General features: G+C 72.5%; 13 protein-coding genes. 6 read left to right on the forward strand and 7 right to left on the reverse strand.

Translation table 11 applies throughout. From position 1 onward, the window contains the following. Positions 1 to 83: 83 nt before the first annotated feature. Positions 84 to 509, reverse strand: a complete 426-nt coding sequence (locus AB0903_RS03020) for a hypothetical protein (RefSeq protein ID WP_366698321.1) — start codon at positions 507 to 509, stop codon at positions 84 to 86. 205 nt (positions 510 to 714) lie between these two features. On the opposite strand from AB0903_RS03020, the gene AB0903_RS03025 reads away from it, so the two are divergent. From AB0903_RS03025 to fxsA, 4 genes are all read left to right on the forward strand, one after another. Next, a complete protein-coding gene (locus AB0903_RS03025; RefSeq protein ID WP_366698323.1) occupies positions 715 to 1155 on the forward strand; it encodes an Lrp/AsnC family transcriptional regulator in 441 nt (146 codons plus the stop codon). Between the two features lie 10 nt (positions 1156 to 1165). Beyond that, positions 1166 to 2809, forward strand: a complete 1644-nt coding sequence (locus AB0903_RS03030; protein WP_366698325.1) for an amidohydrolase — start codon at positions 1166 to 1168, stop codon at positions 2807 to 2809. A 535-nt stretch (positions 2810 to 3344) separates the two neighbouring features. Beyond that, entirely contained in the window at positions 3345 to 4160 is an 816-nt protein-coding gene (locus AB0903_RS03035) for a polyprenol monophosphomannose synthase (protein ID WP_366698327.1), read from the forward strand. Between the two features lie 46 nt (positions 4161 to 4206). Beyond that, the gene (gene fxsA, locus AB0903_RS03040; RefSeq protein WP_366698329.1) at positions 4207 to 4779 is read left to right on the forward strand and encodes an FxsA family membrane protein; all 573 of its coding nucleotides are present in this window, start codon (positions 4207 to 4209) and stop codon (positions 4777 to 4779) included. A gap of 552 nt (positions 4780 to 5331) precedes the next feature. Here the strand turns inward: fxsA and AB0903_RS03045 are convergent. The 4 genes from AB0903_RS03045 to AB0903_RS03060 form a co-directional block, all read right to left on the reverse strand. Then, positions 5332 to 5706, reverse strand: a complete 375-nt coding sequence (locus tag AB0903_RS03045; protein WP_003959706.1) for an RNA polymerase-binding protein RbpA — start codon at positions 5704 to 5706, stop codon at positions 5332 to 5334. A 266-nt stretch (positions 5707 to 5972) separates the two neighbouring features. Continuing rightward, complete coding sequence (locus AB0903_RS03050) at positions 5973 to 7337, reverse strand: MFS transporter (RefSeq protein ID WP_366698331.1); 1365 nt, start codon at positions 7335 to 7337, stop codon at positions 5973 to 5975. A gap of 39 nt (positions 7338 to 7376) precedes the next feature. Then, complete coding sequence (locus tag AB0903_RS03055) at positions 7377 to 8141, reverse strand: glycerophosphodiester phosphodiesterase family protein (protein ID WP_366698333.1); 765 nt, start codon at positions 8139 to 8141, stop codon at positions 7377 to 7379. After that, the gene (locus tag AB0903_RS03060; protein ID WP_366698335.1) at positions 8138 to 8824 is read right to left on the reverse strand and encodes a hypothetical protein; all 687 of its coding nucleotides are present in this window, start codon (positions 8822 to 8824) and stop codon (positions 8138 to 8140) included. The genes AB0903_RS03055 and AB0903_RS03060 overlap by 4 nt, the downstream gene beginning before the upstream one ends. A 64-nt stretch (positions 8825 to 8888) precedes the next feature. Between AB0903_RS03060 and AB0903_RS03065 the strand changes: the two genes are divergently transcribed. Next, entirely contained in the window at positions 8889 to 10388 is a 1500-nt protein-coding gene (locus tag AB0903_RS03065) for a PLP-dependent aminotransferase family protein (protein WP_366698337.1), read from the forward strand. A gap of 20 nt (positions 10389 to 10408) precedes the next feature. On the opposite strand, the gene AB0903_RS03070 is transcribed toward AB0903_RS03065, so the two are convergent. Both AB0903_RS03070 and AB0903_RS03075 read right to left on the reverse strand, forming a co-directional pair. After that, positions 10409 to 11986: a hypothetical protein gene (locus AB0903_RS03070; protein WP_366698339.1), complete on the reverse strand. Its 1578-nt coding sequence runs from the start codon at positions 11984 to 11986 to the stop codon at positions 10409 to 10411. Positions 11987 to 12017: 31 nt separating this feature from the next. Next, the gene (locus tag AB0903_RS03075; protein ID WP_366698341.1) at positions 12018 to 12212 is read right to left on the reverse strand and encodes a hypothetical protein; all 195 of its coding nucleotides are present in this window, start codon (positions 12210 to 12212) and stop codon (positions 12018 to 12020) included. A gap of 294 nt (positions 12213 to 12506) precedes the next feature. On the opposite strand from AB0903_RS03075, the gene AB0903_RS03080 reads away from it, so the two are divergent. Beyond that, a complete protein-coding gene (locus AB0903_RS03080; RefSeq protein ID WP_366698343.1) occupies positions 12507 to 12899 on the forward strand; it encodes an ankyrin repeat domain-containing protein in 393 nt (130 codons plus the stop codon). The last annotated feature ends 114 nt before the right edge of the window (positions 12900 to 13013 follow it).

Consider the following 13013-nt stretch of genomic DNA (forward strand, 5'->3'; position numbering starts at 1 on the left):
GGGACGGCGACGCTCACCGGCGCAGGGATGTGACGCTCACAGCTGCGGGACCGTGTCGCCCGCATCCCCGCCGAGGATCTCTGTCAGGCGGCCCGCCGCAACGGCTGCACCTTCAGCGGACGCGACCCCGGACCGCCCACATGGGAGAACGGCTGGGTCCGCCAGTCCAGCCCCTGGGGCAGCGTCAGCAACAGCGCGGTGTCCTGCTCCTGCAGCTCCAGCGACTCGTCGGCGGGGCGGGCCGAGGACGCCTCCCGGCCGGTCCCCGAGCACACCGTCAGCCCGAACGGGTTCCACGGGGTGGGGCACAGCGCGTGCTCGGGCAGGACGTCCTCGTCCGCCAGGAGCGCGATCGGCTGTGTGCAGTCCGGGCAGATGACCCGGAACATCTCGAAGGTGTCGTACTCGCTCAGGACGTCCGTGTCCGTGTCAGCCGGCTCGGCCGGATCAACGGGCTCCGGTTCGGTACGCCCGCCGCCCTTGGACGTCACAGTCTTGGTGCTCTGCATGGAGAATCTCCCCCTCGGATGGGCCGATCAGGCACTTGCGGCCTCGACCACAGCAAGCAATGCCCACCGCGCGGGGCAGGTAACCGTAAGGTCACGGCGCAACGGGCGGCAAATCTGTGGTGTTCGTCACATGGCCCCCGCCGGTCGTCGTTCCCGACCCTCGTGGGCTGTGCCGGAGGCGACCTTGGGCAATAGGTTGATCCGCATGGAGGAGCTGGATCGTCAGATCGTGGATTTGCTCGTCAAGGACGGGCGGATGAGCTACACCGACCTGGGCAAGGCCACCGGCCTGTCCACCTCGGCGGTGCATCAGCGCGTCCGCCGTCTGGAACAGCGTGGCGTCGTCCGCGGCTACGCCGCAGTCGTCGACCCCGAGGCCGTCGGGCTGCCGCTCACCGCCTTCATCTCAGTGAAGCCGTTCGACCCCAGCGCCCCGGACGACATCGCCGACCGGCTCTCCGGCGTCCCCGAGATCGAGGCGTGCCACAGCGTCGCCGGCGACGAGAACTACATTCTCAAGGTGCGTGTCGCCACCCCGCTCGAGCTGGAGCACCTGCTCACCCGCATCCGCTCCCTGGCCGGTGTCTCCACCCGTACGACGGTCGTCCTCTCCACCCCGTACGAGGCACGCCCGCCGCGTATCTAGTCTTGCTCCCATGACCGAGAGCACCGCCCACCGAAGCGAACACCGAACCGTGCTGCTGCGCGGGGGAGAAGTCCACAGCCCCGCCGACCCCTTCGCCACCGCGATGGTCGTCGAGAAGGGGCGCATCGCCTGGGTGGGGTCGGAGGGAGCCGCCGACGCCTTCGCCACCGGCGCCGACGAAGTCGTCGACCTCGAAGGCGCCCTGGTCACACCGGCGTTCACCGACGCGCACGTCCACACCACCTCCACCGGCCTCGCCCTCACCGGTCTCGACCTCTCCGGTGCCCGCTCCCTCGCCGACGCCCTGCGCCTCGTACGGCAGCACAGCGCGGCGAACCCCGGCGGCCGGGTGCTCCTCGGGCACGGCTGGGACGCGACACGCTGGCCCGAGCAGCGGCCCCCGAGCCGTGCGGAGCTCGACGACGCGGCCGGTGGGCGGCCGTTGTACCTGCCGCGCGTCGACGTCCACTCCGCCGTCGTCACCACCGCCCTGCTCGACCTCGTCCCCGGCGTCACCGCCCTCACGGGCTTCCACCCCGACGCCCCGCTGACGGCAGCGGCCCACCACGCCGTACGCGCCGCCGCCCACGCGGCCGTCACCCCCGCCCAGCGAGGCGCGGCGCAGCGGGCGGCGCTCGCCCGTGCCGCGTCCCTCGGCATCGGCAGCGTCCACGAGTGCGCGGGACCGGAGATCTCCGACGAGGACGACTTCGCCTCCCTCCTCGCGCTGGCCCGCACGGAACCCGGCCCCCGGGTGGTCGGCTACTGGGCCGAGCAGGTCACCGACGACAAGGGCGCCGAGCGCATCCGCGAACTCGGCGCCGCGGGCGCGGCCGGTGACCTGTTCGTCGACGGCTCCCTCGGCTCGCACACCGCCTGTCTGCACGCGCCCTACGCCGACAGCCCCGGCACCACGGGCACCGCGCACCTCGACGCGGCGGCCGTCGCGGCCCATGTGACCGCGTGCACGGAGGCCGGGTTGCAGGCCGGATTCCACGCCATCGGCGACGCCGCGCTGAGTGCCGTCGTCGAAGGGCTCCGGACGGCCGCCGACCGGCTCGGAGCCGCCCGTGTCCGTGCGGCGAGGCACCGGGTCGAGCACGCCGAGATGCTCACCCCGAAAACCATCGCGGCCTTCGCCGAGTTCGGCCTCACCGCCTCCGTGCAGCCGGCCTTCGACGCCGCCTGGGGCGGCGAGGACGGCATGTACGCCCAGCGGCTCGGTGCCGAACGGGCCCGCACCCTCAACCCGTACGCCGCGCTGCTGCGCGCCGGGGTGCCGCTCGCCTTCGGCTCGGACAGTCCGGTGACGCCGCTCGACCCGTGGGGCACCGTGCGTGCGGCGGCCTTCCACCGGACCCCCGGGCACCGCGTCTCCGTCCGGGCCGCCTTCACCGCCCACACGCGGGGCGGCTGGCGCGCCGTCGGCCGCGACGACGCCGGAGTGCTCGTCCCGGGGGCGCCCGCGGACTACGCGGTCTGGCGCACCGGCGAGCTGCTGGTACAGGCTCCCGACGACCGGGTCGCCCGCTGGTCCACCGACCCGCGCTCCGGCACCCCCGGCCTGCCCGATCTCGGCCCCGGCGCGGAGCTCCCCGTCTGTCTGCGAACCGTGGTCTCGGGGCGAACCGTCTTCGAGGGACCGAACGGGTGACGTAGGGACATTTCGCACCCTGGCGGATACTCCCACCGCTCCGCCGCGACCTGGGGATCTTCCTGCCTGACCTGGCACTTCCGTGAATTTTCGCTGATCAGGCGACTGTTGACAGCGAGCGCCCACCGGCCGGTAGGTTCGGGCCAGTCCACCGAAGAACGTCTGACCGGCAACCTCCACGCAAGTCGTCGAACGCCGCTGGGTCATGGGGTGGTGTGCCGCACCGGCACACCGTCACTGGGAGCCAGGTTCAGCGCCCGCGCCTCGGGGGCAGAGGGAAGGTTTCAGCCGGTCGGCCGGTGCGACCCGGGTGGGGCCCGGCGTTCAGTAGACAACGGCTCTCGGTCGACCCGCAGCCAGCGGGCCCCAGGTCGGCCCGAAGGACGCCGGGCCCGATCCGCTGCGTCCGGGCCCGGCCGCCCGCCCTATTTCCGTCCGCGCCCGCCCGCCCACTTCGTGAAGCTCCGTGTCGCTGCGAGCGCGTTCCGACGGCTCGCTATGGTTGGGCTCTGCGTACGGACTTTAAGGGGCAGCAGTGAACGACGGTGGTGCGGTTCCCCATGGCGGAGCCCAGGGGAGGCGGTACGGCCCGCTCGGCAGAACGCTGGTGATCATCCCGACCTACAACGAGGCCGAGAACATCGGCGCGATCGTGTCCCGCGTACGCACCGCCGTGCCGGACGTGGACGTGCTCGTCGCGGACGACAACAGTCCCGACGGCACCGGCAAGCACGCCGACGAACTCGCCGCCCAGGACGAGCAGGTGCACGTCCTGCACCGCAAGGGCAAGGAAGGGCTCGGCGCGGCCTACCTCGCCGGATTCCGCTGGGGGATCGAGCGCGACTACGGCGTCCTGGTCGAGATGGACGCCGACGGCTCCCACCAGCCCGAGGAGCTGCCCAGGCTGCTGACCGCGCTGAAGGGCGCCGACCTCGTGCTCGGCTCCCGCTGGGTGCCCGGTGGACGCGTCGTCAACTGGCCGAAGCACCGGGAGTTCCTCTCCCGCGGCGGCAGCACGTACTCACGGCTGCTGCTCGGCGTGCCGCTGCGGGACATCACCGGAGGCTTCCGCGCCTTCCGCGCCGAGACCCTTCAGGGCCTCGGCCTCGCCGACGTCGCCTCCCAGGGGTACTGCTTCCAGGTCGACCTCGCCCGGCGGGCCGTGGCCGCGGGGTTCCACGTCGTCGAGGTCCCGATCACGTTCGTCGAGCGTGAGCACGGCGACTCGAAGATGAGCAGGGACATCGTCGTGGAGGCGCTCTGGCGGGTCACCGCGTGGGGCGTGGGAGAGCGGGCGGGCCGCATCCTCGGCCACAGGGCTCCGGCGTCCAAGCCCCCGCGATCTTCCTGACGACCCCCTTACGCCGCTTCGGCGGGTGGCCAGGCACACTGGGAGCATGACGACCGGCGCACCGCCCCCGACCGCCCGCAGGCGCTCTCGCGCCCGCACTTTCCTCCCGCTCGCCGTCGCCGCCTGGTTGGTCCTCGAGATCTGGCTGCTCACCGTCGTCGCGGACGCGGCGAGCGGTTTCGCCGTCCTCGGTCTGCTGGTCGGTGCCGGGGTGCTCGGTGCCGTGGTGATCAAGCGGGCGGGGCGGCGGGCCTTTGCGAACCTCACGCAGACGCTCCAGCAGCAGACGGGCGGGCAGCCCACGCCATCCGCCCCTGCGCGGGGCGAGGGGAACGGGCTGCTCATGCTCGGCGGACTGCTGCTGATGCTGCCGGGCGTCGTTTCCGACGTGGCCGGCCTGCTGCTTCTACTGCCACCGGTCCGGACGCGCCTCGGCAGGCTCGCCGAACGTTCGCTGGAGCGGCGGATGAACGCCGTGATGCCCGACGGCCCGGGCAATCCGTTCCAGCAGGCCCGCATGCACCGCCCGGACGGCAAGGTCGTGCCGGGCGAGGTCATCCGGGACACCGGCGCCGACCGCGCCGACGACGACACCCCCCGCCCGCCGCTGGCCCCCTGACGCCGTCGGCGGGTCGGCCGGTTCCGGTGGGTGCGGGCCGTCCGAGGTGGGCCCTGCCCCTCCCCGTCGTGCGACTGCGCCCCGTGGCAGTGCGAACTCCGGATCCCGGCACCGCGTTTCGCGTGGCATGTCAGGGCTCCGTCCGGGCCCTCCAGCGCCCCAATCGCCGACCGGGCCGGGGTCGCCCCGGTCGGCGAGGCTGATTTCGCGGGCCGCCCGGTGAGCACCCCCGTGGCCCGCCCGGGGGCATCCCCCCGGCCGTCGGGGGAGTGCGGGCACGGCCGTACGCGGGGCCGGGGCTTCCCACGGTTCGCAAAGGAGCCGGGAGGGGGAGCGCTCCGCGCAGCCGCCGCCCCGCCCCCGTGGCCCCGCCTCCACCGCATGACAGAGCCGCGGGGGGGGGGGGGGCGCGGGGGGGGGGGGGGGGCGCGGGGGGGGGGGGGGGGGGGGGGCGCCCCCCCCCGCGGGGGGGGGGGGGGGGGGGGCCCGCCCCCCCCCCCCCCCCCCCCCCCCCGCGGCTCTGTCATGCGTCGCTTGGCGCGCCTGCGCGCGCTACGCGGACTTGCGGCTGTCGCGCGGATGCACCGCGATGTTCATGGCGCCGGAACGAAGGACCGCCAGCCGCTCGGCCAGGACCTCCTCCAGCTCCTCGCGGGTGCGCCGTTCCATCAGCATGTCCCAGTGCGTACGCGCCGGCTTGCCCTTCTTCTCTTCGGGGCCGTCCCCGTCCACGAGGAGTGCCTGGGCGCCGCACGCCTTGCACTCCCACTCCGGCGGAATCTCCGCCTCGACCGAGAACGGCATCTCAAAACGATGTCCGTTCTGGCATGCGTACTCCACCGCCTGGCGCGGGGCCAGGTCGATGCCGCGGTCCGTCTCGTAGCTGGTAACCACAAGTCGCGTGCCGCGGAGAGCTCGCTCACTCATGAATCGTGCCTCCCGGGCTTGTCGCCCACAGGACAGGTGTCGCTGTCGTCGTCATCCGGTCAACGTCCGGTCGGCGGTAAAGATTCCCATTCCGGGTCATGCGTCGCCCGTCGTGCCGCTGCTTTGCCATTGGTTGGGGTACCCACCAGTGCCCGGTTTGTCACTTCTGACAGAAAGTGTCACCCACTGATTTCACTATTCCAGCACGCAGTAACGGTCCGCCTGGCAAGCCAAAGGCGTACACTACCGGCCTTTTACTCAGGCGTCTAAATCCGGTCCGGTACCGGGTTCCCCGCCGCGGCGACCGCACGCCTCACCGGAACCCTCGCGAGCAGCACGAATCCCAGTACGAAGAAGATCACCAAAGAGATGATCGCGTCCCGGTAGCTGCCCGTCATCTGGTACGCTAGGCCGAACACCAGCGGTCCGACCCAGCTCAGCCCCCGGTCGCTCATCTCGTACGCCGAGAAGTACTCCGCCTCCTTGCCCCGCGGGACCAGATGCGAGAACAGCGACCGCGACAGTGCCTGGCTGCCGCCCAGGACCAGCCCGATACCGGCCGCCAGGCAGTAGAACCACACCGGTTCACCCGCGGGCAGGAAGTATCCGGCGGCCAGGATCAGCGTCCAGACCGCCAGCGAGCCCAGGATCGTGCGCTGCGCACCGTACGTACGGGCCAGCCGGCCCATGCCGAGCGCTCCCGCGACGGCGAGCACCTGCACCAGCAGCACCGCCGTGATCAGCGTGGTCTGGTCCAGGCCCAGCTCTTCGGAGCCGTAGACGGAAGCCTGCGAGATGACCGTCTGCACCCCGTCGTTGTAGACGAGGTAGGCGAGCAGGAACGACAGCGTCAGGGGATGCCGGCGCATGTCGCGCAGGGTCGCCCGCAGCTGCCGCCAGCCCGAGCCGACCGCGCCGGTCCCGGACGGCGTGACGCTCCGGTCGCGCAGCCGCCGCAGCGGGATCAGCGTGAAGGCGCCCCACCACAGCCCCGCGGAGGCCAGGCAGATACGGACCGCATCCCCCTCCGACAGCCCGAAGGACTCGTGGCCCGAGTAGACGACCAGGTTCAGCACCAGCACCAGCGCCCCGGACGTGTAGCCGAAGGCCCAGCCGCGCGAGGACACCGCGTCCCGCTCGTCGGGTGCCGCGATCTGCGGAAGATAGGCGTTGTAGAGGACCATCGACACGGCCAGCGAGGCATTCGCGACGATCAGCAGGAACGCGCCCAGCAGATAGCGGTCGCCGTCGAGGAAGAACATGCAGACGGTCGCCGCGGCGCCCACGTACGCGGCGACCGCGAGCAGCGGCTTCTTCCTGCCGGTGCGGTCGGCCGCCGCCCCCGCGAGCGGCATGATCAGGATGGCGAGCACCACTGACAAGGAGACCGCGTACGGGAAGACGGAACCGGCCCGCACCGGAATGCCCAGCGGGTGCACGAAGCCCTCGGCGTCGGCCGCCGCCTTCGCCACCGACGTCAGATAGGGGCCGAGGAACACCGTGAGGACGCTCGTCGAATAGACGGAGCAGGCGAAGTCGTAGAAATACCAGCCCCGTTGCTCGCGTCTGCGCTCCGCCGTTCCTTCGTCCCCGCCGGTGTCCCCGGTACGGTCCGCGGTGTCCGCTGTCACCCCGCGCCCCCTCGCTCGTGCCGTCGCAGAAGCGCCGGATCAGATCCACACGCCCCGGGCGGTCAGCACCGTGCGCAACGTCTCAAGATGATCGGTCATGATGCCGTCCACGCCAAGGTCCAGGAGGGCGGCCATCCGCTCGGCGTCGTTCACCGTCCACACATGGACCTGCAACCCCCGCGCGTGGGCCGCCCGTACGAAGCGCCGGTCCACCACCCGTATGCCGCCCTGCGTCTCCGGTACCTGGGCGCACACCGCGCCGCTGCGGACCGCCGCGGGTATGCCGTACGAGCCGATACGCAGGCCGAGCACCCCGCGCACCCCGTACGAGGTCGCGAGCCGCGGACCCGCGAGCCGCACCGCCCGGGCGACCCGGGCCTCGGAGAACGAACCGACGCACACCCGGTCCCACGCGTCCGCCCGGCGGATCAGACCGACCAGCGGTTCAAGGGCGGACTCGGCCTTCAGGTCCACGTTCCAGCGGGCCTCGGGGAACTCCTCCAGCAGCTCCTCGAACAGTGCCAGCGGCTCGCGGCCGCCGACCCTGGCCTTGCGCACCTCGCTCCACGGCAGTGCCGCGATACGTCCCCGGGCGTCGGTCACCCGGTCCAGCGTCGTGTCGTGGAACGCCACCAGCCGGCCGTCCGCCGTGGTGTGCACATCGGTCTCGAAGTAGCGGTAGCCCGCGTGGGCGGCCCGCCGAAAGGCCGCCGCGGTGTTCTCGATGCCGTCCGCCGCCCCGCCGCGGTGGGCGAAGGCGAGCGTCGCGGGATGGTCCAGATAGGGATGGCGTATGCGCGTCACCGCCGCAGTATCGCCTGTGCGGGTGACCCGCCGGCGACCACCGTGCTGCCTGTTCCCTTCTCCGGGACGGCGAAGACGCGCAGGAACAGCTGGGCCAGCGGCCCGATGGCCAGCGCGTAGGCCACCGTCCCGACACCGACGGTGCCGCCGAGCGCGAAGCCGGTGGCGACGACCGCCACCTCGATCGCGGTGCGCACCAGCCGGATCGACCGGCCCGTCAGCCGGTGCAGACCGGTCATCAGGCCATCCCTCGGGCCAGGTCCGAAGCGGGCCGCGATGTAGAGGCCGGTGGCCGCGCCGTTGAGCACGATCCCGCCCGCCATCAGCGGGATCTGCGCACCCGGTCCGTCCACCCGCGGGACCAGCGCCAGGGTGGCGTCCATCGCGAGGCCGATGACGAACACGTTCGACACGGTCCCGAGCCCCGGCCGCTGGCGGATCGGTATCCACAGCAGCAGGACCACCGCCCCGACGACGATCGACACCACGCCGATCGTCAGCCCGGTCAGCTCCGCCAGCCCCTGATGCAGCACGCCCCAGGGCTCCAGGCCGAGCCCGGCGCACACCAGCAGCGCCGAGCTCACTCCGTACAGCGCGAGGCCGACGTACAGCTGCAGCAGCCTGCGGGTGAGATGCGCGGACACGATGGCGCCCCCTGGTCTGGTGTGGGTGGACTGACGCATGACACTCTGTGGCTACGGAACAAGTACCAGCCATGGCCAATTCGAGGAAGGTGGACTGACTTACATGACGCAGTGGACCTCTGCGGTGGGCGCGGCCCAACTCGCCCGGCAGCTCACCTCCCAGCAGCCGCGCCCAGCCGGGCCGGGCACCCGTAAACCGCCCGCCTACCGGGCGCTCGCCGACGGCATCCGGCTGCTCGTCCTCGAAGGGCGCGTCCCCGTCGCGGCCCGGCTGCCCGCGGAGCGCGAACTGGCGCTCTCCCTGTCCGTCAGCCGCACCACCGTGGCCGCGGCGTACGAGGCCCTGCGCACCGAGGGATTCCTCGAGTCCCGCAGGGGAGCAGGCAGCTGGACCGCCGTACCGGCGGGCAACCCGCTGCCCGCCCGCGGCCTCGAACCGCTCCCGCCCGAGTCACTGGGCTCCATGATCGACCTGGGCTGCGCCGCGCTCCCGGCGCCAGAGCCGTGGCTCACCCGGTCCGTCCAGGGCGCGCTCGAGGAACTGCCGCCGTACGCCCACACCCACGGCGACTACCCCGCCGGCCTGCCCGCGCTGCGGCAGATGCTCGCCGACCGCTACACCGAGCGCGGCATCCCGACCATGCCGGAACAGATCATGGTCACCACCGGAGCGATGGGCGCGATCGACGCGATCTGCCATCTGTTCGCCGGCCGCGGCGAGCGCATCGCGGTCGAGTCCCCCTCCTACGCCAACATCCTCCAGCTGATGCGGGAGGCAGGCGCCCGGCTCGTGCCCGTCGCCATGGCGGAGGGCCTGACCGGCTGGGACCTGGGCCGCTGGCGCCAGGTTCTGCGCGACGCCGCGCCCCGCCTCGCGTACGTCGTCGCCGACTTCCACAACCCGACGGGCGCGCTCGCCGACGAGACCCAGCGCCGGGCCCTGGTGGAGGCGGCCCGCTCGGCCGGCACGGTCCTCGTCGTCGACGAGACCATGTCGGAACTGCACCTGGACCCCGACCTCGCGATGCCGCGCCCCGTCTGCGCCTTCGACCCCGCGGGGTCGACCGTCCTGACCGTCGGCTCCGCGAGCAAGGCGTTCTGGGCCGGCATGCGGATCGGGTGGGTCCGTGCGGCCCCGGACGTGATCCGCTCCCTCGTCGCCGCCCGGGCCTACGCGGACCTCGGCACCCCGGTGCTCGAACAGCTGGCGATCAACTGGCTGATGCGGACCGGCGGCTGGGACGAGGCGGTCGCCATCCGCCGCGAGCAGGCCCGCGAGAACCGGGACGCGCTGGTCGCCGCGGTGCGCCGGGAGCTGCCGGCCTGGGAGTTCGACGTCCCCGGCGGCGGGCTCACCCTCTGGGTCCGCACGGGCGGCCTCTCGGGCTCGCGTCTCGCGGAGGTCGGTGAGCGGGTGGGGGTCCGTGTGCCGTCGGGACCGCGCTTCGGCGTGGACGGCGCGTTCGAAGGCTACGTGCGGCTGCCGTTCACCGTGGGCGGCCCGGTGGCCGACGAGGCGGCCGCCCGGCTGGCGGCGGCGGCGCGTCTCGTGTCCACGGGCGCGACGACGGGTACGGAAGCCCCCCGGACGTTCGTGGCGTAGTCCGGACCGCTCGGCCGGTGCTACGCCTGGACCGTCGGCGGGGTGAGGGGCTTCGCCGGGATTCCCGGCGGCGGCGCGACGGGGACCGGCGCGCCGGGGCCGGGCGGCAGCAGCGCGAGGACCGCCCGGCGGTGGGCCTCCGTCGTGGCGTCGTCGAAGGGGTCGGGCGTGGCAGGGACCTGGAGGCGCACCACCGGCCCGGTACCGAGCCGTGCGTACCCCCGGCCAGGAGGGACGTCGGTCGTCGGCGTGGTGCGCGGCGTCGCGCCGAGGACCTCCTGCACGGCCACGAAGTCGGCCGCGCCGAGCACGACCCGGGCGCGGGTGTGCGTCCGTACCGCCTCCGTAAGGGCGCCGAGGCTGTCGAACTGCTCGGCCACGACCACGATGACCTGCGCGGCCCGCCCGTGGCGCAGCGGCACGGAGAGCATGTCCTGGGGGTCCCGGTGGCCGTCCGCGGCGGCCAGGTGTCCGAGGACGCTGGGCCGGTCCACCAGGATCCACAGCGGCCGTCTGGTGTCGTCGGGCACCGGCTGCCCCGCCTGCCGGGCGCGGTTGGCGGCGATGAGGCGCCGCTCGGTCTCTTTGGAGGCCCACTCCAGGCTGGAGAGGGCGCCGGCCGGTCCGCACTCGACGGCCAGGACTCCGGTGCGTCCGGTCAGGCAGGCGTACTCGCCGGTTCCGCTGCCCTCTACGACGAGGACGTCCCCGTACTGCAGCGCCTGCAGGGCGATGGAGCGGAGGAGGGTCGTGGTGCCGCTGCCGGGCTCGCCGACGGCGAGCAGGTGCGGCTCGGTGGAGCGGGGCCCGGTGCGCCACACGACCGGGGGCGCCTGGGTGATCTCGTTGCCGACCGCCACCGGCACCGTGCGCTGGACCGCGTCGGCGTCGGTGAACCCGAGCACGGTCTCACCGGGGACGGTGACGAAGCGCTGGGCGGCGACGGCGGTGGGGAGGGCGGGCAGCACGCTCATGACGAGTACGTTGCCCTCCTCGTCCCAGGTGAAGAGGTGTTCGCGACCGCGCCCGGACTTCGCGTGCAGCAACTGCTCGATACGGGCCCTGGCGGCGGCTTCGCCGTCGGTGAAGTACGCGGGGTACGCGATGCGCAGCCGGGTGAGCCGGCCGTCCGCGTCGAACGCGTACTCGCTGAAGACCTTGCTCCACTCCCCGCCGTGGGCGTACAGCGGGGTCGGGTCCTCGGGGACGGAGAAGTACGGGACGAGCGCCTCGTAGAGCGCCTTGAGGCGTCCGGCCTCGGCCTCGTCGGGTCCCGTCCTGACCGGAGTCCTTACGCGTCCGTGCCACGCGGCCGCGGCCATCACCGTGATGAGGGCCATCAGGGGCCCGTACGGGACGACCGCGACCGCGAAGACGCAGAGGGCGACGAGGAACAGGGTCGGACCACGCCGTTCCTTCGGGGTGGCCGCCCATTTCTGCCGGCCCGTCGCGGCCAGCTTCCGCAGGCCGCGGGAGACCGTGATCAGCGGATGGAGGACGTCGGTGGCACTGTCGGCGGCCGTGCGCGCGATCTCGCGGCTGCGGGCGATCTGCGCGCCACCGCTGCTCAGAATGCGGGGGAGTGGACGCCGGGCCACATCGTCTCCTTGAGTGCGGAAGGACAGGCGGTCAGAACTGGATCCCGCCCAGCAGGCCGGCCAGGCTCGTCGTGCCTGCCGTGATGCTGGGGGCGATCGCGGTACCCGCGAGGAAGAAGCCGAAGAGTGCGGAGACGAGTGCGTGCGATGCCTTCAGGCCGTCCTTCCGGAAGAACAGGAAGACGATGATGCCAAGGAGCACGACGCCGGACATGGACAGAATCATGGGTTTCTCCTGGGTGAGGGGACAGTCACCATCAGTTCTCCCAGGCTTACCGAAAGTATCAATGCGACAAAAGGTGCAAAAGGGTGAAATTATCAGCATTTCACTGCGTTGGCGGACGGCCGGTCGTTGCCCGGCGGGCAAAGGGCAGGACGACGCGGCACAGTGCCTCCGCGACCTGATCCTTGCCGCCGCCGCCCGGCATCATGTCGGCCGCAGGGCCAGTACCCTGTCGATTCACTCGTACGGCTGTCCTGCCGTGCGCCCAGGTCAAGCGTGTGAAAGGCGGTACGTCCGATGAGTGAGGCCCCGGACTCCGAGGTGATCGAGCTCGCGACCAAGGTCTTCGACCTGGCGCGTCAGGGGGAGACCGAGGCATTGGCCGCGTACGTCGACGCGGGCGTCCCGGCCAACCTCACCAACGACAAGGGCGACACGCTCGTCATGCTCGCCGCCTACCACGGCCATGCCGACGCGGTGCAGACGTTGCTGGCCCGCGGGGCGGAGCCGGACCGGGCCAACGACCGCGGCCAGACGCCGCTCGCCGGCGCGGTCTTCAAGGGCGAGGACGCCGTGATCCGTGTCCTTCTCGCCGGCGGCGCCGACCCGGAGGCCGGCACGCCGTCCGCCGCGGATACGGCGCGGATGTTCGGGAAGACAGAACTCCTGGAGCTGTTCGAGGGCCGCTGACCGGCCGGCGCGCAGCGCCGAGGACGTCGCCACGGGGGCGCCGTAAATGTGGTCGCGGTGGCGAAATGGGTGGGTCATCATGACGTCAGCCCCATCCCGGACGACATCAACCGG

Origin of the sequence: Streptomyces sp. NPDC048389, assembly GCF_040706335.1 — a bacterium.
GTDB lineage: Bacteria > Actinomycetota > Actinomycetes > Streptomycetales > Streptomycetaceae > Streptomyces.